Below are 25,669 nucleotides of genomic sequence, written 5' to 3'. Positions count from 1 at the left end.
TTCAGAGGCGCCGGGCGACCGTGACGATCATCGTGCTCTGCGGGCTCAGCGGCTCCCCGACCCAACCGCCGTGCTGCTGCCCGATCGCGAAGCCGGCACCGGCCAGGAACCCGTTGAGCTTCGGCACGTCGAGAAACCGCAGCGGCATCCGGTCGACGCGCAGGACACGGTCGGGTGCTGCGTCGACGCCGGGCGAGGCGGTGATCTCGGCGACGTGTACGACGTCGCCGACGATCGCATCGATCTGGTACGTCACATGGAGGACTCGGCCGTCGGGCAGCTGAGCCCGTGTCACTCCGATGGGCCAATCCTGCCAGGCCCGCGCCTGCGGATGCCTGGTCTCGAAGGCGAACCGTCCGCCCGGGCACAGGGCCGTGCGCACGGCGGCGAGCGAGGCGCGCACGTCGTCGTCCTCGATCAGGCACTGGAAGGCGTTGCCGGTCATGACGGCGAGCTCGAATGCGCCCGGCCATCGGCCGACGTCCGCCGCGCGCCCCTCCACCCATGCGACCTCGTCGCACCGGCGGGCTCGCTCGAGCGCGGCCACGTCCGGGTCGATTCCGACGAGTCGGCCGGTGTGTCCGGCCGCGCGGGCGGCCTTGAGGGCGCTGCCGGTGCCGCAGCCGACGTCGAGCACGGATGCGGCCGCGAGGATCCGCGGGTCGTAGAAGGCCGCGTCGGCCCGGAACCCGCCGCTGTTCCACGGGTTGAGCACGTCGTAGAGCTCGGCGACGTCGGCGTCGGAGAACACTGAGTCGGTCGGTTCCGTCACGCGCGCAGTATCGCGGGCGCGACGCCCCGGGCCAACTGGTTTTCCCCGCCTGAACGGCCGTGGATATAGCCTTGGCCCATGACGGCAGCTGACACCCCGTCGCCGACCGGCCGGCTGCGCCTGGCCGGGGACCTGGCGTCTTCGCTCGCGGGACTGCACCGTACGGTGCGGCGGCGGGTGCGCTCGCAACTGCACTTCGAGCCGCTGGCGGGTGCGCAGGGCGAGCTGCTGCGCCTGGTGATCGAGCAGCCCGGGATCTCCGTGACGGCCGCGGCGCGCGAGCTGCACCTGGCCGGCAACTCGGTCTCCACGCAGGTCCAGCACTTGATCAAGCTCGGGTACCTGGACCGGGAGACCTCCCCCACCGACCGTCGCGGCGCCGTGCTGCGGGCCACCGAGGCCGGCCGGGAGCGGCTGGAGCGGTGGGCCGACGAGCGCGCCGAACTCTTCGCCCGCCAGCTCGGCCGGCTCAGCGCGCAGGACGTCGCAGCGCTCGAAGCCGCCCTGCCCGTGCTGCGCGCCCTGACCGACGCGATCGGCGACGACGCGCAGGGCTGAGCGACGTCAGTCCCCGACCCCGTCGGCCAGCTGCACCACGGCCTTGCCGATGTTCTCGCCGCGCAGCATGCCGAGGAAGGCGTCCACGGTGTGCTCGATCCCCTCGGTGACCGTCTCGTCGACCTGCACGTCTCCGGCTTGGATGCGCGGGATCAGCAGGGCCCCGAGCTCCTCGCGCGCGTCGAGGTGGTTGCCCACCTGGAAGCCCTCCATGCGCAGGCTCTTGCCGACCACGTCGTAGAGGTTGCGCGGCGCGGGCGGGGGCTCCTCGGGGTTGTTGTACTGCGCGACGGCCCCGCACCAGGCGATCCGGCCGAACCGGCGCAGCGCGCCGATCGCGGCCTCGAGGTGGTCGCCGCCGACGTTGTCGAAGTACACGTCGATGCCGCGCGGCAAGGCGCGGGTCAGTTGCCCGGCGATGCCGTCGTGGTAGTCGAATGCGGCGTCGAAGCCGAGCCGGTCCGTCAGATGCTTGATCTTCGCGGGCGAGCCGGCGCTGCCCACGATCCGCCGGGCGCCGAGGATCCGGGCGATCTGGCCGGCCGCGCTGCCGACGGCGCCGGCGGCGCCGGAGATGAACACGTCCTCGCCCGGCAGCAGCCGCGCGATCCGCTGCAAGCCGACGTACGCGGTCAGCCCGGTGCCGCCGAGCAGCCCGAGGTACGTGCTCAGCGGCACGCCCGCGGCGCGCTCGATCTCGCGCACCTCGCCGGCCGTGAGCACGGCGTGGCTGCTCCAGCCGTGCCGGTGGTGCACGATCGTGCCGCGCGGCAGCAGGGGCTCGCGCGAGGCGACGACGCGGCCGAGGCTGCCGCCCTCGAGCCCGAAGCCCTTGCGCCACCCCTCGGAGTCCATCAGCTCCCGGTGGTACGGGTCGACCGAGAGGAACAGGTTGCGCACCAGGACCTGGCCCGCCTCGAGCGCGGGGATCTCGACCTCGACGAGTTCGAAGTCCTCCGGACGCGGCGCTCCTTCGGGGCGGCGGACCTGGCGGACGGCTGTGGCGGTTTCGGGCATGGCAGCGGGATTTCCTCAGTGTGGGCCGACGCTCATGCGGTAGCGTACGCCGTCGCCGGGCGGACGTCCGCCCCCCTTGCCTCAGGACTGCGTCAGGACTCTGTGTCGGCGAACGGCCGTAGCTCGATTCCCGCGGCGAGCAGTCCGGCGCGCAGCTCCTGCGCGATCCGCACCGCGCCGGGGGTGTCGCCGTGGACGCACACGGTGTCGGCGTGCAGCGCGATCGGGGTGCCGTCCACCGCGGCGACGCGGCCCTCGCGCACCATGGCCAGGCAGCGTTCGACGATCTCGGCCGCCTCGTGCAGGACGGAGCCGGGCTGGGAGCGCGGGGCGAGGGTGCCGTCCGGGGTGTAGGCGCGGTCTGCGAAAGCCTCGGCGACCACCGGCAGCCCGCGCTCGGCCGCGATCCGCAGGCCGGCCGAGCCGGCCAGGCCGACCACCGGCATCCGCGGGTCGTAGCGGTGTACGGCGTCGGCGAGCGCGCCGGCCTGCTCGGCGTCGACGGCGACGGTGTTGTACAGCGCGCCGTGCGGCTTGACGTAGCGCACGCGCGTCCCGGCGAGGCGCGCGAAGCCGTCGAGCGCGGCGATCTGATACGTGATCTCATCAGCCAGTTCCTGCGCGGGCACCCGCATCGGCCGGCGTCCGAATCCGGCAAGGTCGCGGTAGCTGACGTGCGCGCCGACGGCCACGCCGCGTTCGGCCGCGGTCCGGCAGGTGCGCCGCATCGTGCCCGGATCCCCGGCGTGGAAGCCGCAGGCGATGTTGGCGCTGGTGACGACGGCGAGCAAGGCCTCGTCGTCGCCCATCCGCCAGGCACCGAAGCCCTCGCCGAGGTCGCTGTTGAGATCGATCGCCGACCGCGCGTCCACGTCTCCGCGCCCCTTCCGTCTCCCGCCGCCCGTCGCCGGGGGCTCGCGTCTTCGAATCTATCGCGCCGGGGCGCACCTCGCCCGCGCACGCGGCGGGCGCCGGATGCGCGGGCCGTGACGGGCCGTCGAACCCGTGGATCTATGCTGGTTGTCCCGACGTCGACGGAAGGACCAGGGATGCCCTATCGGGTCACGTTCGTGTGCACGGGCAACATCTGCCGCTCCCCCATGGCCGAGCACGTGCTGCGCGGACACCTGGGCCGCGAAGGCCTCGGGGCGCGGGTGGAGGTGGACAGCTCGGGCACCGGCGGCTGGCACGTGGGCGACCCGGCGGACCACCGCACCGTGCGTACCCTGCGACGGCACGGCTACACCTCGGCGCACCAGGCCCGCCGGTTCCGGCGCGAGTGGTTCGACGCGTACGACCTCGTCCTGGCCCTGGACACCGGGCACCTGCAGGAGCTGCGCCGGCAGGCGCGCGGCCCGCAGGACACCGCGAAGCTCAGGCTGCTGCGTTCCTACGACCCGGCCGCCGGCACCCGCCTCGACGTGCCGGACCCGTACTACGGCGGGAACGCCGAGTTCGAACACGTGCTCAGCCTGATCGAGGCGGCGATGCCGCGGCTGATCAAGGACATCCGGGAGGCGATCGAGCTCGCCGGCCCCGACGACGGCGAAGACGGCGAGCTCGAGGTCGAATACGCCGAGGGCCTCGACGAGGCCTGACCCGCGGCCGGCTCGCTCAGCGCCGGGCGAACCCGTCGATGGCCGCGCGGGTCACCGCGCCCATGGCGTCGCTGCCGGTGTGCCCGGCGTCCTCGACGATCTCGAGCCGGGAACCGGGCCAGGCGTGGGCGAGCTCCCACGCGTAGATCAGCGGGCCGCCGAGGTCGAAGCGGCCGTGCGCGAAGACGGCCGGGATGTGCCCGAGCCGTCCGGCGTCGCGCAGCAGCGCGTCGCCGTCGACGAAGCAGTCCTGGGAGAAGTAGTGCGCGCAGATGCGCACGAACGCGTTCAGGTTGAAGGCCGGGCGCGTGCTGTAGGCGTTGGGCGTGCCGTTGGGCTCCACCGAGATCACGGCGTCCTCCCAGGCCAGCCACTCGCGGGTGGCATGCTCACGCATCAGCGGGTCGGGGTCGCGGGCCAGGCGGCCGTAGGCGGCGAGCAGGTCGAAGACGTCCTTGCCGCGCTCGGCCTCGGGCACCGCGTCCCGGAAACGTTCCCACTGCTCGGGGAAGTACCGTCCGACGCCCTGGTAGAGCCATTCGATCTCGGCGGCGCGCCCGATGGTGACGGCCGAGATGACGACTTCTGAGACCCGCTCGGGATGGCGCAGGGTGTAGGCCAGGATCAGCGTCGAGCCCCACGAGCCGCCGTACAGCAGCCATTGACCGATGCCGAGGTGCTCGCGCAGCAGCTCCATGTCGGCAATGAGGTGGTCGGTGGTGTTGGCGGCGAGGTCCACGGCCGGGTCGCTCGCGTGCGGGAGGCTGCGGCCGCAGTTGCGCTGGTCGAACAGGACGATGCGGTACTTCTCCGGGTCGAAGACCCGTCGATGGCCGGGCCGGCAGCCGGATCCGGGCCCGCCGTGCACGACGAGCGCGGGCTTGCCCTCCGGGTTGCCGCACTCCTCGAAGTAGACCCGGTTGCCGTCGCCGACCTCGAGCAGGCCGGTGTTGTAGGGCTCGATGGGTGGAAAGCGGTCAGGCATCAGGGCACTCCTTATCCATGCGGTTCAGAGCCGGTTCAGGAAAGGCGGAGAGCTTCCCAGCTTAGCGTGGACGGGCACTATGCTCCGGGGTATGGCGATCGATGGATTCACCACCCGTCCGGAACTGGCCGGCACTTTCGGCATGGTGGCCAGTACCCACTACCTGGCCACCGCGGCCGGCATGGCGACACTCGAGCGCGGCGGCAACGCGTTCGACGCCGCCGTGGCCGCCGCTTTCACCCTGCACGTGGTCGAGCCGCACCTCAACGGCCCGGCCGGCGACGCGCCGATCATCCTGGCCACCGCGGCCGACCCGGTCCCGCGGGTGCTGTGCGGCCAGGGACCGGCGCCGGCCGCCGCCACCATCGAGCGCTTCGAGGAGCTCGGCCTCGAACTGATCCCGGGCACCGGCCAGCTCCCGGCGGTCGTGCCGGGCGCGATGGGCGCGTGGCTGACCCTGCTGCGCGACCACGGCACGCTGCCGCTGCGCGACGTGATCGAGTTCGCGATCGGATACGCCGAGCACGGCCACCCGCTGGTCCCCGGGGTCGCCCGCACGATCGCGACCGTGGCCGGCCACTTCCGCACACACTGGAGCGACTCGGCCGCACAGTGGCTGCCCGGCGGCGAGGCCCCCGTGGCCGGCCGGATGTTCGCGCTGCCGAAGCTGGCCGAGACCTATCGCAGACTGCTGAGCGAGGCGGAGGCGGCCGGACCGGACCGCGAAGCGCAGCTCGAGGCGGCGTATCAGGCTTGGTACACGGGCTTCGTGGCAGAGGCGATCGACGCGCACGCCGCGCGGGAGGTGTTCGACGAGTCTGGCCGGGCGCACCGGGGCCTGCTCGCCGGCGCGGACCTGGCCGCGTGGCGCCCGGCGTACGAGCCGACCGTCAGCCTGGACTGGCACGGGGTGACCGTGCACAAGGCCGGGCCGTGGTCGCAGGGCCCTGCGCTGCTGATCCAGCTCGGCATGCTCGAGGCGCTCGGGGAGCTGCCGCCGCACGGCAGCGCCGAGCGGATCCACCGCGTCGCCGAGGTGGCCAAGCTCGCCTTCGCCGACCGCGAGGCCTACTTCGGCGACTCGCCCGAGGCGTTCGCGGCGATGCCGGACCTGCTGGACCCGGCGTATCTCAAGGCCCGCGCGGCGCTGGTCGGCGACTCGGCCTCGGCGCAGCTGCGGCCCGGATCGCCGGGCGGCCGCGAGCCGCGGCTGCCCGGGTTCCTCTCCTCCCCCGCGGCGCTGGCCGCCTCCGGCTCGGTCGCCGACGCCATGACGAACGTGGAGAAGCCAGAGCCCAACGGCGCGACCCGCGGCGACACCTGCCACATCGACGTGGTGGACCGCTGGGGCAATGTGGTCTCGGCCACCCCGTCCGGCGGCTGGCTGCAGTCGAACCCGACGATTCCCGAGCTCGGGTTCTGCCTCGGCACCCGCGGGCAGATGTTCTGGCTCGAGCCCGGGCTACCCAACAGCCTGGCCCCGGGCAAGCGCCCGCGCACGACGCTGAGCCCCTCGATGATCACGGACGGGGCGGGCGGGGTGACCGCGTTCGGCACGCCCGGCGGGGACCAGCAGGACCAGTGGCAGCTGCTGTTCCTGCTCAACCACATCGCGGACGGGCTCGACCTGCAGACCTCGATCGACGCCCCGGCCTGGCACTCCTCGGCTTTCCCGCAGTCCTTTACCCCGCGCACGCGCGCGCCCCTCGACGTGGTGGTCGAGGAGCGGTTCCCGCGGGAGGTGTTCGACGCGCTGCGCGAGCGCGGGCACCTGCCGGTGCAGTCCGGCCCGTGGTCGCTGGGCCGGCTCTCGGCGGTGTCCCGCGACCCGCGGACCGGGGTGCTGCGCGCGGGCGCCAACCCGCGCGGGATGCAGGGCTACGCGGCCGGACGGTAGGCGGGCTGGGCCGACGGCTCGTCTACTGCGAAGCGATGATCAGCTGAGTGCTGGTGGGGCCATGGTGCGTGCGGCCGCTTCGCGTCGCCCGTTTCACCTGACCACCCGCCCACCCGTTACGTTGCCAGGGCGAGCTGCGGTTTCAAGATCAAAGTCGCCGCTGGCAGGCCCTTCCCTCGGAGAGAGTGCCGGGTTTGCGTGGGTGCTGGCGTGGGGGACGGGCTGGGGTTCGTGATGGTCAGGTGCCGGGGGTGTGTTCTCTCCTCGGTTGGTCCCCGGAGGCAATCAGGGACCTGCCGGGAGGTCAAGCGGCGGTGGTTTCCGCTGGTGGTGGATTGTGCATGGCGCCGCTTGACCTCCCGGCAGAACCCCAATGCCGCGTAGTTAAGGGTTTCCCGGCCCTGTCAAGTGGTGCTTTTCAGGGCATGTCGGTCTTGGTCGGGGTGGTGGACGCGCGAACGGGACGAGACCTCTGATACACCGGTGCGGTCTGCCAGGACTGCCCGGGAAATCAGAGGTCTCGTTGCCTGCCAAGTCTGCCATGCCCGCTCTTACCCGCGCCATCACGCGCGCCTGTGGTTCCTTCGCCGCGGGCCATCTCGGTCCTTTGACACAGGTGATCCCGTTCGAGCTGGTCGACGCGGTACTCGCCGAGACCGGCCGCACCGAGCGGCGAGTGCGCCGGCTGCCCTCACGCGTCGCGCTCTACCTCGTGCTGGCGATGGCGCTGTTCGAGAAGGCCCCGATATCCGGGGTGTTCTCCGTGCTGAGCGCGGGACTGAGGGCACCGGCGGTCTCGGAGAAGGCGTTGCGCGACGCACGCCGGCGGATCGGGCCGGAACCGGTCAAAGCGCTCTTCGACGTGCTCGCCGGCCCGATCGCGCAACCACACACCCCCGGAACGCGCTACCGCAGGTGGCGCACGGTCGCGTTCGACGGCTGCTCCTCCACCAAGATCCCCGACACCCCGGACAACCGGGCCGTCTACGGCCGCGCACCGGTACGCCACGGACACGCCGGCTACCCGATGCTGATGCTCATGACCCTGGCCGAGACCGGCACCCGCGCACTGGCCGCAGCGGTGTTCGGACCGAGTGGCACCGGGGAGATCGCCTACGCCGAGAAACTCCTTGCCCACCTCGACGCGAGCATGCTGCTACTGGCCGACCGCGGCTTCGACGCCGCCGGTTTCCTGGCCAAAGCCGCCGGCACCGGGGCACACCTGCTCGTGCGCGCCACCGCCAACCGCCGCCCGCCCGTGCTCGCACACCTACCCGACGGCTCCTACCTCACCCTGATCGGCACACTCAGGATGCGGGTGATCGAAGCCGAGGTCACCGTCACCGCCACCGACGGCTCCACCCACACCGGCACCTACCGGCTGATCACCACCCTGCTCGAACACCGGTCCGACCCCGCACCCACACTCCTCGCCCTCTACCACGAACGCTGGGAGACCGAGACCGCGTTCCTCGCCATCCGCCACACCCTGCTCGACGGACGCGTCCTACGCTCACGCGACCCCGCGGGCCTGGCCCAGGAGATGTGGGGCATCCTCACCGTCTACCAGGCCCTACGCACCCTCATGTGCGAAGCAGCCGAAACAATCCCCGGCACCGACCCCGACCGGATGTCCTTCACCCTCGCCCTGCACACCGCCCGCACCCACACCATCCTCGCCGACCTCGGCAACCCCACCGACCGGCCCGGGCCCTGAGCTTCCCTAGAGTTTTCCGTGTGATCTAGCCCGTTGATCTGGTGTTTTCTTGTTGTGGCCGGGTTCGCCCGGATGGGGGTACCCGTTTGGCGGTGGGTGTGGGTCGCTGTCCGGGCAGTTGCCGGGCCTGCGGGCCGGCCGGTAGTGCCGGGCTTTTCGCGCGCTCGGTGCGGCGGTGGCGGCGACGGGTCGCATCGCGCGCCAGTCGCTCGAGGTCGGCCGCGGTCAACTCGCCAGCGTCGTGGGCGGCTTCGTACTCGTCCGGGGATCGGTAGCCGAGATTGCGCTGGATCCTTCGCGGGTTGTAGAACCCGTCGAGGTATTCGAACAGGGCCTGGTTCGCCTCGGCCCGGGTGGCGAACTCCCGGCGGCGCACGCACTCGGTCTTGAGCGTGGACCACATGTTCTCGGCCAGGGCGTTGTCGTAGGAGTCCCCGACCGTGCCCATGGACGCGGTGATCCCGGCCCGCACCAGCCGCGTGCTCAGCTTGATCGAGGTGTACTGCGACCCGTGGTCCGCGTGGTGCACGAGGCTGCCGTCGGCAGGCGGGCGCCTGGAGCGCAGCGCGTACTCGAGGACCGCGCACACCAGGTCCGCGTCCGCGACATCGCTGCTCTCCCACGCGATGACCTTGCGGGAGAACGCGTCGCGGATCGAGGGGCTTGTCAATTGGAGTGTGTAAGTTTGGGGACGGTTCTTCCTTCTTCGGGTCTCCGTCGGCGGTTGCCGTCGGTGACGGTTTTGCTGGTCAGACCGGGAGTTTGCCGGGGAAGCGGATCGCGAAGTCGTTCAGGGCCCGCTTCCAGCCGTAGGTTCCGGTGCCGCGTAGCTGTCCGGCCGGCACGTGGCGGCCCTCGCCGTCGATGTGGCGGCCCTCGATGCGGCGGATGCCGAGGTAGAGCAGTTTGATCGCGGCGTCGTCGTCGGGAAAGTGCCCGCGGGTCTTGCTGATTTTGCGGAGCTGGAAGTTCATCGACTCGATGGCGTTGGTCGTGTAGATGACCCGTCGCAGCTCGAGGGGGAAGTCGAGAAACGGTATGAACGTCTCCCAGGACCGCTCCCATGCGGAGATCACCCCGGGTGCGCTGCGGGCGAACGTGCCGCGCAGCGCTTCGAGCGCGGCCTCGGCGGCCGAGGCGTTCGCGGCGGTGTAGATCGGGCGCAGCGCGGCGGCGATCTTCTTGCGGTCGGCGTAGGCGACATACCGCATCGAGGTGCGGATCAAGTGGACCACGCAGGTCTGCACGATCGCCTCGGGCCATACGTGCCCGATCGCCTCGGGCAGCCCGCTCAGCCCGTCGCAGCACACGACGAGGGCGTCTTTCAGGCCCCTGTTGCGCAGGGAGGTCAGGACGTTGAGCCAGAACCGGGAGCCCTCCTTCTGCTCGATCCAGATGCCGAGCACCTGCTTGTACCCGTCGGTGTCCACGCCGATCACCAGGTGCGCGGCCTTGTTCACGACGCTGCCGGACTCGCGGACCTTCACCACGATCGCGTCGATGTAAAGGATCGGATACACCGCGTCGAGCGCGCGGTTCTGCCATTCGGCGATCTCCTCGCGCACCACCTCGGTCACGTTGGAGACCAGCGCGGGGGAGATCTCGGCGCCGTAGACCTCGGCGAGGTGGTCGCGGATGTCGCGGGTGGACATCCCCCGGGCGTAGAGCGAGAGGATCATCTCGTCGACCTGCCCGAGCCTCTTGGTGCGCTTGGGCACGATCCGCGGCTCGAACGAGCCGGCCCGATCACGCGGGACCTGCAGGCGCACCGGCCCGGACGCGGTGACCACGGTCTTGGGGTAGGAGCCGTTGCGCGAGTTGGGCGAGCCGACCCCGGCCGGATCCCCCTTCTCGTAGCCGAGGTGATCCGCCATCTCCACCTGCAGCGCCCGCTCGAGCACCGCCTTGGTGATCGCAGCCAGCAGCTCCTGCGCCCCGCCCCCGGCCTTCTCGGCCTCGGCCAGCAGAGAGTCGATCGCCTCCGGAGCCAGGATCGCAGCGACCCGACGGGCACCCTCGACCTGCTCGAGCTCCTCCACCAGATGCTCCTCGGCCTCCACCGACAGCACCTGGTCCATCTTCTTGCCACTCACAGCGTGTCACCATTTCTAGCAGCCAGGCACTACCACCTGCTGCTCAACAGGTCACCCGCTTACACACTCCATTAGACACGCTCCGGCACCGGCGAGGTGATCAGGCTCCTGACCTCGATGACCGACCCCGAGCACGACCCGGCCTCCGAGATCGCCCGCCTCTACGCCGAACGCTGGCAGGGCGAGGTCTCCAACCTCCAGGTCAAGACCCAGCAGATCACCCCCGGCCAGGTCCTGCGCTCCCACCACCCCGACCAGGTCCACCAGGAGATCTGGGCGCACCTGGCCGTCAACCACTGCCTCTCCCGCCTGATCGCGCTGATAGCCGACGAACGACGCGAAGACCCCGAGCGCGTCTCGTTCACCAAAGTCCTCAAAGAGGTACGCCGCAGCGTCATCCGCCAGATCGCCCACGCCCTCAACCGGGTCCTGGACATAGCCGACGACCCGAACCGCTACCGCAACCCCGAACGCGCCCCACGCACCAGCGCACGCACCGTCAAACGCATCCGACAACGCTTCGGGACCCGCCGCACACCCCCCAACACGCCGGTCACGGTCAAAGCACCACCCCGAACCATCAGAGTACTGTCACTCAAGATAAGTTGATCAGAACGACATTGGAGCACACCCCCTGGGGAGCGGTGCGAGCTGCGCTCGGGCCCGGGTCCCGGCTCGTGGCCCGGGCGCAGCTCGTGCGGAAGAATTCTGTATCACCGTTCTGGGCTGCTCTTTCTCTCTATTCCCTTCAACGCCGGGGAACACGCGCGAGTTCCCCTGAAATAGCCGGAATTTTCTTTATCTAGCAAAAGCCGGATACGCGGTTTTTGTCGGTGGCGGCATCTAGCATGGAAGAGTACGGGGGATCGGGACTTCGACGGGGAGGGGCGGTGGACGCGATGGCTGGTCAGGTGGCGCTAGGGGTGTGGCCGAAGACGGTGCAGGATTTCCCCTCGGCGTGCGACCGAGCCACGCGATCGTGCGCTTCGCATGAGCACCGGATGGATCGGCCCACGGTGATGCAGAATCCTTCCGCACCGAACCCAGCCAGCCAGCCTGTGGAGTTCTGCAGCAAGATCTGGAATTCGGGGTGGATCGGACCACGGCGATGCACGATTCAGCAGCAAGCGCGACCGGGCCACCGACCCCTTCGAGCGGATCGGGCATCGGGATGGCCGGATGAGAGTGATGCAGAATTCTTCCGGATCGGGCGCCAGCCTGCGGGATTCCTCCGCGAGGTCTGGGATCGGGATGGATCGGATCCAGTCGTGCAGGATTCAGCACCAAGCACAGCCGGACCACGGGACTCACTCGCGCGGATCGAGGATCGCGATGCTCGGATCAGGGCGCTGCAGAATTCGGCATCAAGCGCGGCCGGGCCACCCGCGCCGGCCCGAGTGCAGCTCGCACCACTCCCCCAGGGGGTGGGCTCTCTCCTCGGTCGGGCAGGCGAAGCCCGATCAGGGTTCTGCCGGGAGGTCAAGCGGCGCGATGCAGAATCAAGCACCAACCCAAGTCACCGCCGCTTGACCTCCCGGCAGGTTCCTGATTGCCTCCGGGGACCGACCGAGGAGAGAACCCACACCCGCAACCCCACCACCCCCAACCCCAGCCCGCCCCGCCACGCCAGCACCCCACAGAACCCGGCACTCTCTCCGAGAGAAGGCCCCCGCCGGAGGCGAAATCTTGAAACCGCAGCCCACCCCGCCAACGCAACGGGTGGGCGGGTGGACAGCAGAACCAGGCGACGCGAAGCGGCCGCCCACACCACGACCACCACCTCACCCGACAGACGACCGCACCGCACCAACACCCAGCCGATCATCAGCTCGCGCTAGGCCGGGCGGCGTCGCGGCGCCGCCCGATGCGCCAGCAGATAGATCTCGCAGCCGAGGCAGAAGTCGAACGCGGCGTTGAGGAACGCGGCGGCCAGTGCGCAGCTGGTCAGCGCGATGCCCACCGCATCCCAGCCGAGCAGGTAGGCGACCGTGCCCAGCAGCGCGAAGCCGAGGCCGACGAACTGGGCGAAGATCGGCGGTGCCGGGTTCTCCAGCTCGCTCGGCGGGCCGAGGCGCGGGCGCACCAGCCGCCGGTAGAGCCGGCCGTAGGGCGAAAGGCGCAGGCCGGAGAAGGCGCTGAGGGCGAACACGAGCGTCTGCGCGGCCAGCAGCCAGGCCGAGCCGGTGGCCAGCACGACGATCAGGACGACGGTGGTGACGGCGGCGCCGAAGCGCGGGCCGCGCGGGTCGATGAAGGGTGGCGCGACGGCACTGCTGGACATGGCGGGCTCCGGTCAGGCGGAAGACGGGGTGGAAAGCGGCATCGGGGTAAACGGCGCTCAGCCGGCGGCGGCGACGGCCGCGAGCACCTGCTCGCGCCGCGGCACTCCCCCGGCCCGGGCGGTCTCCCGGCCGGAGGCGTCGAGCACGAGGGTGGTGGGGGTGCGCCGGATGTCGAGCGCGCGCACGAGTTCGAGGTGCGACTCGGCGTCCAGGTCGTAGTGGGTGACGCCGTCGAGGTCGGAGGCGACGGTGGCCAGCACCGTGCGGGTGGCCCGGCACGGGGCGCAGAAGGCGGAGCTGAACTGCACCAGCGTGGCACGCTCGCCCAGCGGGCCGCCGAGCACCGGCTCGGTGATCGGCCCGGCCGGTCCGGCCGCTTCGCCTTCCGCGGGGGCCGCGGGGGCCGCAACGGTCTGGCTGGGGCGCATGCGTCCGTCGGTGCGGCGGCGCCACAGGCCGAAGGCGCTGGCGGCGAGCAGCACGAGCAGGGCGGTGAGCAGGCCTGGGTTCACGGGAGTCCGTCCAGGGGTCGGGGGTCGACGTCGGGTCTCAGCGGCCCGACGGACAGGAGGCCGACCACACGCGGCCGTAGTCGATGTGCCCGCGCCGCACCAGCGGGACGGGTCGACTACGGAGGGCTCGCATGCACAGCATGATAGGCGCGTGGAAGGCCTCCGACCAAGAACTCCAGCTTGATCAGCTGATGATCCGCATATTCAGATGTTCGCCTTGGTCGCGCGCAGCGAGTAGAGCAGCGGCATCCGGGGCTGCCCGGCCGGGAAGCTGAAGCCGCCGGCGTGCTGCTCGAGCTCCGCGAAGCGCGGGAACATCGTGAAGTCGTACTCGTGCAGGAACTCCAGGCGCAGCCCGGCGGCGATCAGGGAGCTGATGATCGTGCCGAGGGTGTGCGCGAACTGGTGGGTGACGGTCGCCGAGCCGAGCTTGTCGCCGTCGGTGTAGGTGTGGTCGTTGTCCCACACCTGGGCGTCGGCGTCGAAGTAGTCGAAGCGCACGGTCGTCGCATTTTCGTCGAACATGTCCGTGACCGGGTGGAACTCGACCAGGTAGAGGCAGCCGCCCGGCGCGATCAGCTCGGCCACCGTGCGCGCCCACCGCTCGATGTCCGGAAGCCAGCACAGCGCGCCGAGGCCGGTGTAGACGACGTCGTACACGGCGTGGCCGAGCGCGTCCGGGGCGTTGTAGACGTCTGAGACGACGAAGCGGGCGTCGGCGGCGCCGATCTCCTCGGCGAGCCCGCGCGCCACCTCGATCGCCGCGGCGGAGAAGTCCAGGCCGGTCACGGTGGCGCCGGCCCGGGCCCAGGAGAGTGTGTCGGTGCCGATGTGGCACTGCAGGTGCAGCAGGCTCTTGCCGGCCACGTCGCCGAGTTCCTCGACCTCGAAGGCGGGCAGCTGACGGCCGTCCGCGACGAAGCCGGTCAGGTCGTAGGCGCGGCTGGCGGCGTGGATGGGCACCCGCTGGTTCCAGTTGGCCCGGTTGAGCGCGAGCCAGGCGGGCTCCGCAGGGGTCGCGCCCGCCGTGGTCGGGGCGGTCTCCGTGGTCACGTCGGCCACTCGCGTCGTTTCGGTCACGGGCGGCGAGGCTAGCGCGCCGCCGGGTCCGGCCACCAGCGGTTTTCTCCGTCCGACCACCAGGTGGACCGCCTTGCCGGAGCCATTGAGATAGTTGTACCGTGTTAATAGTTCTAATAGCACAACCAATGTATCGAGGGGGTACCCGTGCCGGAGCTCACGGCGAAGCGACGCCAGCTGGTGCTGGCGATCTGCTGTATGAGCCTGTTCATCGTGGGTCTCGACGTGACCATCGTGAACGTGGCGCTGCCCACCATCCAGCAGGACTTCCACGCGCCGCTCTCCGGCCTGCAGTGGATCATGGACGCCTACACCCTGGTGCTGGCCTCGTTCCTGATGCTGGCCGGCTCCACCGCGGACCGGCTCGGCCGCCGCCGGATCTTCCGCACCGGGCTGCTGCTGTTCACGCTCGGCTCGCTGCTGTGCTCGCTCGCGCCCAGCCTCGGCTGGCTGGTGGGGGCCCGGGTGCTCCAGGCGCTCGGCGGCAGCATGCTCAACCCGGTGGCCATGTCGATCATCACCAACACCTTCACCGAGCCGAAGGAGCGCGCCCGCGCGATCGGCGTGTGGAGCGCGGTGTTCGGCCTGTCCATGGCGCTCGGCCCGGTGATCGGCGGCGTGCTGGTGACCGAGATCGGCTGGCGCGGCATCTTCTGGGTCAACGTCCCGGTCGGCATCGCCGCGCTGGTGCTGACCAAGCTGTTCGTGCCGGAGTCCCGGGCGCCGAAGGCGCGCCGCTTCGACCCGGTCGGCCAGGGCCTGGTCGTGGCGATCCTGGCCTGCGCGACCTACGCCATCATCGAGGGCCCGCGGCACGGCTGGGGCAGCAGTCTGATCATCGGCCTGTTCGCGGTCGCCGTGATCGCGGCCGGCCTGCTCGTCCCGTACGAGGGCCGGCGCGAGCAGCCGCTGATCGACCCGAGGTTCTTCCGTTCGCTGCCGTTCTCCGGCGCGACCGTGATCGCGGTGTGCGCGTTCCTCTCCCTCGGCGGATTCCTCTTCCTCAACGCCCTGTATCTGCAGGACCAGCGCGGCTACTCGGCCGTGCACGCGGGCCTGCTGACGCTGCCGATGGCGGCGGCGAACCTGGTCTCCGCGCCGCTCTCCGGGCGCCTGGTCGGCTCCCTGGGCCCGCGCGTCCCGCTGGTCGGCGCCTCGGTCGCGACACTGGTGGCCGCCCTGATGATGACCTCCTTCACCGCCACCACTTCGCTCATCGAGGTCAGCGTCGCCTACGTGTTCATGGGCCTGGGCTTCGGCCTGGTCAACTCGCCGATCACGAACGCGGCGGTCTCCGGGATGCCGCGCAGCCAGGCCGGCGTGGCGGCCGCGGTCGCCTCCACCAGCCGGCAGGTCGGCAGCTCGCTCGGCGTCGCGATCTTCGGCTCGATCCTGGCCTCCGGCGGAACCTTCACCCACGCGAGCCACCTGTGCTGGTGGCTGGTCGTCGGCTGCGGCGTGGTGATCGGCACCCTCGGTATCCTCACCACCGGGGCTCGGGCCAAGGCCAGCGCGGCGCACACGGCGGCGATCTTCGAACCCGCCGACGCGACGGCCCGGCCGCGCACCGCGGTGGGGTGAGCCCGATGACCGGCGGGATGGAGATGAAGGCGATGACGACGGCGATCCGCGGGCAGGGCCCGGCGGCGGCGAACGCGGCCGCGCCCGAGACCGAGACCGAGCACGACGAGCGGATGCGCCGGACCTGGGACCGGCTGCGGACCCTGGTCTACGACGACAACCGGCGCGGCGAGGTCTCGGCCACCCTCGGCCTGAGCTTCGTCAAGGTCAAGGCCCTGCGACGGCTGCTGGTGCGCCCGATGTCGATGCGCGAGCTGGCCGAGGCGCTGGTCACGGACAAGCCGTACGTCACCCAGATCGTCGACGCGCTGGCCGAGCGCGGCCTGGTGGTGCGCACGGTCGCCGAGAACGACCGGCGTTGCCGGATCGCCTCGCTGACCGAGGCGGGCCGGGAGGCCGCCGTGCTCTCCGAGGAGATCCTCACCCGTCCGCCGGCCGGCCTCGCCCGGCTCTCCGAGCGGGACCTGGCCGAGCTCGGGCGGATCCTGGACACGCTCACCGGCGCCGACTCGGACTGAGTCGACGCCGGCAGGGCAGCTGCCACCTCAGCGGATCAGCGGCGCACCCGGGCCAGGCTGACCGGGACGATGCCGACCACGAACACCACCAGCACTCGGCTGAGCTGCCTGTGCGGCGGCACGTGGTACGGCGGGGCCGGCAGCGGCAGGACCTTGGCGGGCCGCGGGATCGGGGTCTTCGTCGGCGTATGCGACGGACTCGGCGTCGGCGGCAGCACCACCGGCGGGGGCGGCACCGGCTTCGGCGCCACCGTCGACGGTTGCGGCGGAGGGGGCGGAGGCGGCGTGGACGGCGGCGGTGCGGGCGTGGTCGGCGCCGGGCTCGGCGTGGGCTTCAGCGGGAACTGACGCGGCGGCCCCAGACTCGGCTTCGGGTAGATCAGATCCGGCGCGACGACGGCGGCCGCGTTCGCAGAGGCCTGCGGCAGGACGTCGAGCGGCCAGGTCGCCACCACCGCGGCCAGACCCATGCCCAGCACGCCGAACAGCGCCAGCCCGTAGCCGGCCCGTGAGCGCCGCTCCGGCCGCTCGTCCCGGCCGCGCCGACGGGCGGCGCGCCCGATCCCGCGGCCCCCGCGCGCTAATCTCCGCAGCACTGCCGACCACCCTCCTCGCGTTCCGCCTGCATCCGTCCCGGCCGACCGCCGCCTCGGCTCAGCTCGTGCCACCGGAGGCGACGAAGTCCTGGATCGGCCCGGAGGTGACGTGGATCAGCCCGTGGTAGAGCGTCTGGAGGTCGAGCACGAACCAGAACGACAGGCACACCAGCAGGGTCGAGACCATCAGCCCGGAGAACGCGACGGCGTCCGCGCGCAGCCCCAGCGCCAGCGGTGTCAGCACCGTGATGAGGCTGAGCACGCCGAGCGCGGCCAGCAGGACCGGCGAAGTGGTGTCCTCCCCCACCGCGAGCCGGTCGGCGCGGGACTGGGCCAGGGCCTGATACTCGCCGATCGCCTGGTCCTCGATGGTGCCCAGGGACGTGCTGAGCGCGACGGGGTGGGTCACCGCAGCCTGCCCGGCGTCCAGCGCCTGCTGCGCCGCGTCGTCCCCGGCCGCCGCCATCGAGCCGGCCGGCCACTCGTGCGCGAGCACGCCGTTGGCGTAGGCGAGCGCCGACGCGCGCACCTGCGCGCCCTCCGGGTCGGGCATCCGGTCGGAGGTCTGCACGAGCGCCGTCAGGGTCGAGGCCTCCGCGCGCACGTCCGAGTTGATCTGGTCGATGTTCTGCCACTGCACGACCACGACCAGGGCCAGCAGCACCATGTACAGGGTGGAGATAAAGGTATTCACATAGTCGAGCGCATTGGCGTCCCCGCGCTCCGGCTTGTGCTCCTTGCGCACGTGATCGGTGATCATCAGTGCCGCCAGCGAGGCCAGCACCAGGCCGATCAGCAACGCCAAAGCCATGGCAGTCCTTTCAGCAAGGTTCACTCGGTCGGACGATGCCCGGGGGCCCCTGCTGAAATCCACCGGATAGAGCGGATTAAAACAAGAACGAGGGTGATGAGCTGCGGACGTACGCCGATGTACGGGTCCTGCGATATGGCCGAGACCGGGGTGGCGCTCCGGGTGGCGGAGCCCGGCTTCCGGGCCCGGCCGCCGGGGCGGGCATCGGCGACCGCACGGTAGGCGAACAGCGGGTGACGGATGGCCGGACGCTGGGCGGAAGGTGGCCTCCACCTCTGGCATCCCGCCCCTGATGAGGTTCAATAGTCGCGGCGCCCGTTATGCAGTGCCCGCCACCGAAGGAGCCAGGAGTCCGCATGCTGTCCGTCGCCGAAGCCACCGAGCCCACCGCTTCCGCGCCGCACCCCGTCCTCGCGGTGGTGGCCGAACGGCTGCGCAGCGCCAGCGTTCCGGGCCGGCGCGAGGACGGACGCCGCGTCGTGCTCGCCATCGAGGGCGGCGCCATGCGCGGGACCATCTCCGCCGGCATGGCGCTCGAACTGCAGCGGATGGGCCTGCTGCCGGCCTTCGACGCGGTCTACGGCTCCTCGGCCGGCGCGATCAGCGCCACCTGGCTGCTCAGCTCGCGCCCGGAGGGCCTGGCCGGCTGGGCCGAGCCCGCCTACGCCAGGGCCCTGATCCGGGCCTCGAACCTGCTGCGCCGCCGCCCGATGGTGGACGTCGAGCGCCTGGTCGAGCACGTCTACCGGGAGATCGCGGTACTGGACTTCGACTCGGTGCTGGCCAATCCGATCGAACTGCACCCGCTGGCCACCGACGCGGCCACCGGCCTGAGCGTGGACCTGCGTCCGCTGCTGCGCACCGCCGCGGACCTGCGCCTGGCCATGCGGGCCAGCTCCGCCCTGCCGGTGCTCGCCGGACCTTCGATCCCGCTCGGCACTTCCCGCTACTACGACGCCGGCCTGGCCGAATCCGTGCCGTACCGCACCGCGATCGAGCAGGGCGCCACGCATATCCTGGTCCTGCGATCGAAGATCGAGCCCGCCTGCTGGACCATGCCCGCCGCCCCCTCGCGCGGCGCGCGGGTGACCGCCCGGACCGCGCTGCGCCGGGAGAGCGTCCATCTGCGCACCACCTACCTGGCTCGGGCCGCCCGACTGGCCGAGGACGACAGCTTCCTGGCCGGCCGCGAAGCCGACCGGCTCGGCGCCCCCGCCGTCTACTCCATCCGCCCCGCGCTCGAGGACGGCGAGATCGGCAAGCTCACCAAGGACGGCCCGTCCCTCGCCGCCGCTCTGGCCGGCGGGCAGCGCGCCGCGCGCCTGGCGCTCGCGGGCACGGTGGACGCGGTCGACACGGGCGCGCTTGCCTAGCCCGGGCATGCACATCACTCAGTAATTTTATCTCAATACAGCGCGACACCTCCGGCCTTCCCCGGTTCTTAGGCTGCCGTTCTCCTCCCCGTGACACGATGTCAGCACATGGGGAGCAAGGTCGGATGGGCCGGGAGTGCTCACCTCCCGGAAGAGAGGTGTGCCCCACCCATGTCCTCGAACCGTTACACCCGACGCCGCGTGCTCGGCTCCGCCGCGGGCGTGGCCGGCGCCGCGGTCGGCCTCAACCTGCTGCCCACCGCTGTTCAGACCGCCCTGGCCGCGGAGCGCCCGCGCGGGGGCTTCGAAGCCATCGAACACGTCGTCCTGCTGATGCAGGAGAACCGCTCCTTCGACCACTACTTCGGCACCATGCCCGGCGTGCGCGGCTTCAGCGACCCGCACGCGGCGAAGCTCAGCACCGGCCGCTCGGTCTTCCACCAGCCCGACGCGGTCAACCCGGACGGCTACACCCTGCCGTTCCACCTCGACACCAAGACCACCAGCGCCCAGGCCATCCCGTCGACCAGCCACGCCTGGGCGGTGCAGCACTCGGCCTGGAACAACGGCGCCATGGACAACTGGCTGCCCGCCCACCGCGCGGCGGACGGCGTCAACGGCCCCTACGTCATGGGCTACTACGAGCGGGCCGACATCCCGTTCCAGTTCGCGCTGGCCGACGCGTTCACCGTGTGCGACAACTCCTTCTGCTCGGTGATGGGCCCGACGTGGCCGAACCGGCTGTACTGGATGACCGGCACGATAGACCCGAACGGCGTGAGCGGCGGCCCGATCACGTCGAACTCGTACCCCAACGGCGCCTACACCTGGACCACCTACGCCGAGCGGCTGCAGGCGGCCGGGGTCTCCTGGAAGGTCTACCAGGAGGCTGACAACTACGGCTGCAACATGCTGGAGAACTTCGCCCAGTTCCAGAACGCGAAGCCGGGCGACCCGCTCTACGACAACGGCATGGCCAGCCAGCCGGCCGGCACCTTCGAGGACGACGCGCGCAACGACAACCTGCCGCAGGTCTCCTGGATCATCCCCACCTCCACCCAGTCCGAGCACCCGGACTACCTGCCCGCGGCCGGCGCCGACTTCGTCGCGAGCAAGATCGAGGCCATCGCCTCGAACCCCAAGGTGTGGGCCAAGACCGTCTTCATCCTCACGTACGACGAGAACGACGGCCTGTTCGACCACGTGGCCCCGCCCACCCCGCGCGCGGGCACCGTGGACGAGTTCATCGGCGGCCTGCCGATCGGCGGCGGCTTCCGGGTGCCGACGATCATCGTGAGCCCGTGGACGGCCGGCGGCTGGGTGTGCAGCGAGCGGTTCGACCACACCTCCTCGCTGCGCTTCCTCGAGCTGTTCACCGGCGTGAAGGAGCCCAACATCACCGACTGGCGCCGACGCACCTTCGGCGACTTCACCTCGACGCTGCGGTTCGGCGACAAGGACCTGCGCTTCCCCCGCCTCCCGGACACCACGGCGCTGCTGGCCACCGCCGAGCAGGAGGTCGCGGACAACCCGGCGCCCACCCTGCCCGGTGCGAACCAGAGGCTGCCGCGCCAGACGCCGGGCTCGAAGCGGCACATCTGAGGTCCGGGACCTGACGCGGCATCTGAGGTCTCATCAGCTCACCCGCTCCGTCCGCCGCGCGCCGTCCCGTGCGCGCGGCGGGCGGACTTGCGTGCGGCGGACGGATTGACGCGGCTATTACGATCAAGCCATGTCGACATCGGACGAAGCACGGCCGGCCCGACCCGCGTCATACCCCGACGCGGAACGGCTGGACCTGGTGGAAGAGCTGCACGGCCACCGCATCGCGGACCCGTACCGCTGGCTGGAAGACGTCTCCTCCCCCACGACCGAGCGATGGAGCACCGACCAGGACACGCTGTTCGCCGCCGCCCGCGACGGCTGGTTCGGCCCCGAGGCGCGCGAGACCCTCGAGACGCGGCTCGGACAGCTCGCCGACGCGGGCTACGTATCGGCGCCGACCTGGCGCGGGACGCGGCGGTTCCTCTTGCGTCGCCGGCCCGGGCAGGATCACAACGTCCTGCTGTACGCGGACAGCGACGGCAAAGGCGAGCAGGTCCTGATCGATCCCGCCGCGCTCGATCCGAGCGGCTCGACCACGCTCGACGGCTGGCAGCCCTCGCACGACGGCAAGCTGCTGGCGTATCTGCTGTCCGAGGGCGGCACCGAGGAGTCGCTGCTGCGCGTCATCGACGTCGAGACGGGCGACCTCGTCGACGGTCCGATCGACCGTGCCCGCTACACGCCGATCGCGTGGCTGCCGGATGGACGGTCGTTCTACTACGTGCGGCGTCTGGCGGCGGATCAGGTGCCGGAAGGCGAGTCGCAGTACCACCGCCGCGTCTTCCTCCACCGGCTCGGCCAGGACGTCGACCAGGACGTCCTGGTGTTCGGCGAGGGCCTGGAGAAGACGAACTACTACGACACCGCGCTCTCGCGCGACGGCCGCTGGCTGCGGGTCGGAGTCTTCCGCGGCACCGCGCCGCGCAACGACCTGTACGTGGCCGACCTGACGGCCGGCCCGCTGGAGCACCCTGAGTTCGTGACCGTGCAGGAGGGCGAGGACGTCGAGTCCTCGGTGGCCGTGGGCCGCGACGGCCTGTTCTACGTCTTCACCGACCGCGACGCCCCCAACACCCGCCTCTGCGTGACCGAGCCGGACAGGCCCACCCCGGAGAACTGGCGCGACGTGGTGCCGCAGGACCCTGAGGCGGTCTTGCAGGACTACGCGATCCTCGACGGCCCCGAACTCGACCGCCCGCTCGTGCTCGCCCTGCACGCACGCCACGGGGTGAGCGAGCTGTCGCTCTTCGACCCGGCCATCGGCGAGCGCGTCGGCACGGTCGCCACGCCCGGCGACGGCACGATCGGCGGCCTGCACGAGCACCCCGAAGGCGGCCCGGTGGCCTGGTTCGGCTACACCGACCACAGCACGCCGGACCAGGTCTACCGCTTCGACGGGCGCACCGGCGCGGTGGAGCTGTGGGCGCCCTCACCCGGCGACGTGAAACTCGGGCTCGTGCACGTCCGGCGGGAGCAGTACACGTCGAAGGACGGCACGCGCATCCACCTGACGATCCTCGCGCCGAGCGAGAAGCCCGACCAGCCGCGCCCTACGATCCTGTACGGCTACGGCGGCTTCGACATCTCGCTCACGCCCGCGTTCTCCGCACTGCGCATGGCCTGGGTCGAAGCAGGAGGCGTGTTCGCCGTCGCGAACCTGCGCGGCGGAGGCGAAGAGGGCGAGCAGTGGCACCGCGCCGGGATGTTCGGCAACAAGCAGAACGTCTTCGACGACTTCCACGCCGCCGGCGACTTCCTGGTCGAGCAGGGCTGGAGCACACGCGAGCAGCTCGGCATCTTCGGCGGCTCGAACGGCGGCCTGCTCGTCGGCGCCACGCTGACCCAGCGCCCCGACGCGTACGCGGCCGTGGTGTGCTCCGCACCGCTGCTCGACATGCTGCGCTACGAGCTGTTCGGCCTCGGCGCGACCTGGAACGTGGAGTACGGCTCGGCCCAGGTGCCCGAGGAGTTCGAGTGGCTGCTCGGCTACTCGCCGTACCACAACGTACGTGACGGAGCGGCCTACCCGGCCACGCTGTTCACCATCTTCGAAGGCGACACCCGGGTCGACCCCCTCCACGCGCGAAAGCTGGCCGCCGCCCTCCAGCACGCGACCGCCGCCGAGCCCGCCGACCGCCCGATCCTCGTGCGCCGTGAGGTGAACGTCGGCCACAGCCAGCGCGCCGTCTCCCGCTCCATCCCGCTCTGGGCCGACCAGCTGGGCTTCTTCGCCCACCAACTCGGCCTGGCGACGGTCACGGGGCGCGGTGGCGACAGCAACGCCGGCCACGGCAACGACGGCAGCAGCGACGGCGCTCCCACGGGCAAGGAGAGCTGACGCCGCGTCACCGTACTCACGCGGCCAGTACCCGCGCGGCCCGTACCCTCGCAGCGCGGCTGCCTTCTCAGTCCAGGTCTTTCGGCTCCTGAAGCGCTATCGATCCGGCAGGCGGGTTCGACAAGGGCCGCCTCGGCTCGCGCACGCCGCTACCTCCCTCGCCTTCCGCGTCCGGGTACGGTGGCCGTCGGATATAGTGGCGGGTCGGGATTGGCCTGGACGTAGCCATCTGCCGCGATCTCACGCCCGGGAGGGCCAGGCCCGTCACCATCCCGATGCGGTACACGACATCCGATATGCGGCGGATCGGCGCGGTCAAAATAGACATATCAGTGCAACGAACTCGCCCACGCTGCCGGTTCCCGGCCACGCCCGGGATCCTCTCTGCTCTCAGCAGATCCCGACGACGGGCACCGGATTTCGACGCGTTTGTCAGTGGGTCCGTGCACACTTGTTTGCATGAGATGGGTCGTACACGCGGATGACGGTGCAGCCGGCAGGCTCGCGCCCCTCGCCGAGGCGGAGCGCGGCGGCGGCGGCGCCGACGGCGCTCGTGCCAGGGCCGGCGGCTCCTTCGCCGTGGGCGAGGTGCGTCGCGTCGCCGACCTCTGCGCCGCGATCCGCGAGCTCGAGACCATAGCCGCGGCCGAGACCGAGGCGCGGAGCCAACCGCGCTGGATCTGGGCTGACACGACCAAGATCTACCCGGACCTGCTCCGGGCCGGAGTCCGCGTCGCCCGCTGTCATGATGTGGTGCTGGTCGACGAGATCCTGGCCGCACGGGCGGGGCAGTTCGGTGCGCCGCGCACGCTCGGGGCGGCCTACGCGCGGCTGCACGACCTGCCGGTGCCGGATGTCGGGCGGCTGGGGGCCGCGCACGAGGCGGCCGGCGCCGAGGGGCCGCAGCAGGAGGCGTTGTTCGAGCCCGACGACACCGGTCTGCCTGCCGAGGTCGATCCGCTTTCCGCGCTCATCGAGGTCTACCAAGCCCAGCTGACGGCACTGGAGTCCGCGCAGTCGCCGGCGCTGCGGCTGCTGGCGGCGGCGGAGTCGGCCGGGGCCCTGGCCGCCGCGGAGATGACGCACGCCGGTCTGCCCCTCGACCCGCAGCTGCACGCGGAGAACCTGACCGAACTCCTCGGCCCGCAGTCGCCGTACGGCAGCGGCCCGGCCTCGCGCCCCGCGAAGCTGCAGGACCTGGCGGAACGACTCGGCAAGGCGATCGGCACGCCGTCGCTCAACCCGGACTCGCCCGCCCAGGTCCTCAAAGCCCTGTCGCTCGCCGGGCTACCGGCCGCGACGACCCGGGCGTGGGAGCTGCGGCGGATGGAGCACCCCGCGGTACCGCTGCTGCTGGAGTACAAGGAACTCTCGCGGCTCTACACCGCCAACGGCTGGGCGTGGCTGCGAGCCTGGGTGCGCGGAGGCAGGTTCCGTCCCGAGTACGTGGTCGGCGGCGTGGTCACCGGACGCTGGGCCAGCCGCGGCGGCGGCGCTCTGCAGCTGCCCGCGATGGTGCGCAAAGCCGTCGTCGCCGACCCGGGCTGGACCTTCGTCGTCGCGGACGCGGGGCAGCTCGAACCGCGCGTCCTCGCGGCGATATCCGCTGACCGCGGCCTGGCCGGCGCCGCGCAGGCGGAGGATCTGTACACCGAACTCGGCGACGTGTTCGGCGGCGACCGGACAAAGGCCAAACTCGGGCTGCTCGGTGCGATGTACGGCCAGACCAGCGGCGAGGTCGGTCCGCTGCTCGCCACGCTCCGCCGACGCTTCCCGGCAGCGATCGGCTTCGTCGACGACGCGGCGAAGGCGGGTGTGGAGGGCCGCATCGTCCACACTCAGCTCGGCCGCGCCTGCCCACCGCCGTCTGCGCGCTGGAACCGCCTGGTCGCGGGCTCGGAAGGCGAGACCCGGGCAGACCAGGTCCGCAACTCCCGCGGCCGGTTCACCCGCAACTTCGTCGTCCAGGGCAGCGCGGCCGAGTGGGCGTTGTCACTGATCGCGATGTTGCGCGGCAAACTGTCGGGCCTGTCGTCCGAACTGGTGTTCTTCCTGCACGACGAGGTGGTGCTGCACTGCCCGGAGAGCGAGGCGGAACAAGTGCGCGAAGCAGTCACCGCGTCCGCGGCCGAGGCCAGCCGGCTGGTCTTCGGCGCGACACCGGTGCGGTTCCCGCTGCACCTGGCGACAGTGCGCTGCTACGCGGACGCGAAGTGAGGAGGTCGAATCCGGGCAAGCGAAGAACACAGAAGACCACACCCGAGGCCCTGGCGGCAGTGCGCCTTTGCGCGGAGGCATCGCGATGAGGATGGGCAGGGCACGCCAGGACACGACAG

The 25,669-nt window shown here is 71.3% G+C and carries 22 protein-coding genes; 11 read left to right on the top strand and 11 right to left on the bottom strand.

Features of this window, described 5'->3' with window-relative positions; all coding sequences use genetic code 11:
• Position 1 precedes the first annotated feature (1 nt).
• Positions 2 to 772, bottom strand: a complete 771-nt coding sequence (locus ACTRO_RS04070; protein ID WP_211244087.1) for a class I SAM-dependent DNA methyltransferase — start codon at positions 770 to 772, stop codon at positions 2 to 4.
• A gap of 78 nt (positions 773 to 850) precedes the next feature.
• Here ACTRO_RS04070 and ACTRO_RS04065 point away from each other — a divergent pair, with 78 nt between their 5' ends.
• The gene (locus ACTRO_RS04065; RefSeq protein ID WP_051450278.1) at positions 851 to 1,330 is read left to right on the top strand and encodes a MarR family winged helix-turn-helix transcriptional regulator; all 480 of its coding nucleotides are present in this window, start codon (positions 851 to 853) and stop codon (positions 1,328 to 1,330) included.
• Positions 1,331 to 1,336: 6 nt separating this feature from the next.
• Here ACTRO_RS04065 and ACTRO_RS04060 read toward each other — a convergent pair whose 3' ends face one another.
• A complete protein-coding gene (locus ACTRO_RS04060; protein ID WP_034261229.1) occupies positions 1,337 to 2,347 on the bottom strand; it encodes an MDR family NADP-dependent oxidoreductase in 1,011 nt (336 codons plus the stop codon).
• A 92-nt stretch (positions 2,348 to 2,439) separates the two neighbouring features.
• Positions 2,440 to 3,219: a LamB/YcsF family protein gene (locus ACTRO_RS04055; protein WP_034261227.1), complete on the bottom strand. Its 780-nt coding sequence runs from the start codon at positions 3,217 to 3,219 to the stop codon at positions 2,440 to 2,442.
• A gap of 177 nt (positions 3,220 to 3,396) precedes the next feature.
• Here ACTRO_RS04055 and ACTRO_RS04050 point away from each other — a divergent pair, with 177 nt between their 5' ends.
• Complete coding sequence (locus tag ACTRO_RS04050; RefSeq protein WP_063627921.1) at positions 3,397 to 3,945, top strand: low molecular weight protein-tyrosine-phosphatase; 549 nt, start codon at positions 3,397 to 3,399, stop codon at positions 3,943 to 3,945.
• 16 nt (positions 3,946 to 3,961) lie between these two features.
• Here ACTRO_RS04050 and pip read toward each other — a convergent pair whose 3' ends face one another.
• Positions 3,962 to 4,930, bottom strand: a complete 969-nt coding sequence (gene pip, locus ACTRO_RS04045; RefSeq protein WP_034261225.1) for a prolyl aminopeptidase — start codon at positions 4,928 to 4,930, stop codon at positions 3,962 to 3,964.
• Between the two features lie 91 nt (positions 4,931 to 5,021).
• Here pip and ACTRO_RS04040 point away from each other — a divergent pair, with 91 nt between their 5' ends.
• Positions 5,022 to 6,827 carry a gamma-glutamyltransferase family protein gene (locus ACTRO_RS04040; RefSeq protein ID WP_034261223.1) on the top strand — a complete coding sequence of 602 codons (1,806 nt, stop codon included), beginning with the start codon at positions 5,022 to 5,024 and terminating at the stop codon, positions 6,825 to 6,827.
• A 616-nt stretch (positions 6,828 to 7,443) separates the two neighbouring features.
• Positions 7,444 to 8,544, top strand: coding sequence for an IS4 family transposase (locus ACTRO_RS04035; RefSeq protein ID WP_051450277.1), 1,101 nt, complete (start codon positions 7,444 to 7,446; stop codon positions 8,542 to 8,544).
• A gap of 25 nt (positions 8,545 to 8,569) precedes the next feature.
• On the opposite strand, the gene ACTRO_RS04030 is transcribed toward ACTRO_RS04035, so the two are convergent.
• A complete protein-coding gene (locus ACTRO_RS04030; RefSeq protein ID WP_157435739.1) occupies positions 8,570 to 9,214 on the bottom strand; it encodes a DDE-type integrase/transposase/recombinase in 645 nt (214 codons plus the stop codon).
• A gap of 79 nt (positions 9,215 to 9,293) precedes the next feature.
• Complete coding sequence (locus tag ACTRO_RS04025; RefSeq protein ID WP_051450066.1) at positions 9,294 to 10,622, bottom strand: IS256 family transposase; 1,329 nt, start codon at positions 10,620 to 10,622, stop codon at positions 9,294 to 9,296.
• Between the two features lie 111 nt (positions 10,623 to 10,733).
• Here ACTRO_RS04025 and ACTRO_RS04020 point away from each other — a divergent pair, with 111 nt between their 5' ends.
• Positions 10,734 to 11,246, top strand: coding sequence for a hypothetical protein (locus tag ACTRO_RS04020; protein ID WP_211244086.1), 513 nt, complete (start codon positions 10,734 to 10,736; stop codon positions 11,244 to 11,246).
• Between the two features lie 1,225 nt (positions 11,247 to 12,471).
• Here ACTRO_RS04020 and ACTRO_RS04015 read toward each other — a convergent pair.
• From ACTRO_RS04015 to ACTRO_RS04005, 3 genes are all read right to left on the bottom strand, one after another.
• Positions 12,472 to 12,918 carry a DUF4395 domain-containing protein gene (locus ACTRO_RS04015; protein WP_034261219.1) on the bottom strand — a complete coding sequence of 149 codons (447 nt, stop codon included), beginning with the start codon at positions 12,916 to 12,918 and terminating at the stop codon, positions 12,472 to 12,474.
• A 57-nt stretch (positions 12,919 to 12,975) separates the two neighbouring features.
• Positions 12,976 to 13,431 carry a TlpA family protein disulfide reductase gene (locus ACTRO_RS04010; RefSeq protein WP_034261217.1) on the bottom strand — a complete coding sequence of 152 codons (456 nt, stop codon included), beginning with the start codon at positions 13,429 to 13,431 and terminating at the stop codon, positions 12,976 to 12,978.
• Positions 13,432 to 13,635: 204 nt separating this feature from the next.
• Positions 13,636 to 14,511 (bottom strand): class I SAM-dependent methyltransferase, encoded by an 876-nt coding sequence (locus tag ACTRO_RS04005; RefSeq protein WP_245594292.1) that lies wholly within the window; start codon positions 14,509 to 14,511, stop codon positions 13,636 to 13,638.
• 147 nt (positions 14,512 to 14,658) lie between these two features.
• Here ACTRO_RS04005 and ACTRO_RS04000 point away from each other — a divergent pair, with 147 nt between their 5' ends.
• Entirely contained in the window at positions 14,659 to 16,092 is a 1,434-nt protein-coding gene (locus ACTRO_RS04000) for an MFS transporter (protein ID WP_034261215.1), read from the top strand.
• 5 nt (positions 16,093 to 16,097) lie between these two features.
• Entirely contained in the window at positions 16,098 to 16,610 is a 513-nt protein-coding gene (locus tag ACTRO_RS03995) for a MarR family winged helix-turn-helix transcriptional regulator (protein ID WP_211244085.1), read from the top strand.
• 35 nt (positions 16,611 to 16,645) lie between these two features.
• On the opposite strand, the gene ACTRO_RS03990 is transcribed toward ACTRO_RS03995, so the two are convergent.
• Both ACTRO_RS03990 and ACTRO_RS03985 read right to left on the bottom strand, forming a co-directional pair.
• A complete protein-coding gene (locus ACTRO_RS03990; RefSeq protein WP_034261213.1) occupies positions 16,646 to 17,206 on the bottom strand; it encodes a hypothetical protein in 561 nt (186 codons plus the stop codon).
• Between the two features lie 58 nt (positions 17,207 to 17,264).
• The gene (locus tag ACTRO_RS03985; RefSeq protein ID WP_034261208.1) at positions 17,265 to 18,017 is read right to left on the bottom strand and encodes a bestrophin-like domain; all 753 of its coding nucleotides are present in this window, start codon (positions 18,015 to 18,017) and stop codon (positions 17,265 to 17,267) included.
• A gap of 356 nt (positions 18,018 to 18,373) precedes the next feature.
• Between ACTRO_RS03985 and ACTRO_RS42705 the strand changes: the two genes are divergently transcribed.
• The 4 genes from ACTRO_RS42705 (at position 18,374) to ACTRO_RS03965 (ending at position 25,550) form a co-directional block, all read left to right on the top strand.
• Complete coding sequence (locus ACTRO_RS42705) at positions 18,374 to 19,390, top strand: patatin-like phospholipase family protein (RefSeq protein WP_051450276.1); 1,017 nt, start codon at positions 18,374 to 18,376, stop codon at positions 19,388 to 19,390.
• Positions 19,391 to 19,561: 171 nt separating this feature from the next.
• Positions 19,562 to 20,992, top strand: coding sequence for an alkaline phosphatase family protein (locus ACTRO_RS03975; protein ID WP_034261206.1), 1,431 nt, complete (start codon positions 19,562 to 19,564; stop codon positions 20,990 to 20,992).
• Positions 20,993 to 21,122: 130 nt separating this feature from the next.
• Complete coding sequence (locus ACTRO_RS03970) at positions 21,123 to 23,333, top strand: prolyl oligopeptidase family serine peptidase (RefSeq protein WP_063627920.1); 2,211 nt, start codon at positions 21,123 to 21,125, stop codon at positions 23,331 to 23,333.
• 459 nt (positions 23,334 to 23,792) lie between these two features.
• Positions 23,793 to 25,550 carry a bifunctional 3'-5' exonuclease/DNA polymerase gene (locus tag ACTRO_RS03965; RefSeq protein WP_084315948.1) on the top strand — a complete coding sequence of 586 codons (1,758 nt, stop codon included), beginning with the start codon at positions 23,793 to 23,795 and terminating at the stop codon, positions 25,548 to 25,550.
• The last annotated feature ends 119 nt before the right edge of the window (positions 25,551 to 25,669 follow it).

The organism is Actinospica robiniae DSM 44927 (assembly GCF_000504285.1).
In the GTDB taxonomy this organism is placed as follows: Bacteria; Actinomycetota; Actinomycetes; order Streptomycetales; family Catenulisporaceae; genus Actinospica; species Actinospica robiniae.
This window is presented reverse-complemented; position numbering and strand designations above follow the sequence as displayed.

Coding starts and splice junctions, on each gene's coding strand:
- ACTRO_RS03965 (WP_084315948.1), top strand. CDS start 23,793: ATGAGATGGGTCGTACACGCGGATGACGGTGCAGCCGGCAGGCTCGCG.
- ACTRO_RS04065 (WP_051450278.1), top strand. CDS start 851: ATGACGGCAGCTGACACCCCGTCGCCGACCGGCCGGCTGCGCCTGGCC.
- ACTRO_RS03985 (WP_034261208.1), bottom strand. CDS start 18,017: ATGGCTTTGGCGTTGCTGATCGGCCTGGTGCTGGCCTCGCTGGCGGCA.
- ACTRO_RS04050 (WP_063627921.1), top strand. CDS start 3,397: ATGCCCTATCGGGTCACGTTCGTGTGCACGGGCAACATCTGCCGCTCC.
- ACTRO_RS04060 (WP_034261229.1), bottom strand. CDS start 2,347: ATGCCCGAAACCGCCACAGCCGTCCGCCAGGTCCGCCGCCCCGAAGGA.
- ACTRO_RS03970 (WP_063627920.1), top strand. CDS start 21,123: ATGTCGACATCGGACGAAGCACGGCCGGCCCGACCCGCGTCATACCCC.
- ACTRO_RS04015 (WP_034261219.1), bottom strand. CDS start 12,918: ATGTCCAGCAGTGCCGTCGCGCCACCCTTCATCGACCCGCGCGGCCCG.
- ACTRO_RS42705 (WP_051450276.1), top strand. CDS start 18,374: ATGCTGTCCGTCGCCGAAGCCACCGAGCCCACCGCTTCCGCGCCGCAC.
- ACTRO_RS04025 (WP_051450066.1), bottom strand. CDS start 10,622: ATGGACCAGGTGCTGTCGGTGGAGGCCGAGGAGCATCTGGTGGAGGAG.
- ACTRO_RS03995 (WP_211244085.1), top strand. CDS start 16,098: ATGACCGGCGGGATGGAGATGAAGGCGATGACGACGGCGATCCGCGGG.
- ACTRO_RS04040 (WP_034261223.1), top strand. CDS start 5,022: ATGGCGATCGATGGATTCACCACCCGTCCGGAACTGGCCGGCACTTTC.
- pip (WP_034261225.1), bottom strand. CDS start 4,930: ATGCCTGACCGCTTTCCACCCATCGAGCCCTACAACACCGGCCTGCTC.
- ACTRO_RS03975 (WP_034261206.1), top strand. CDS start 19,562: ATGTCCTCGAACCGTTACACCCGACGCCGCGTGCTCGGCTCCGCCGCG.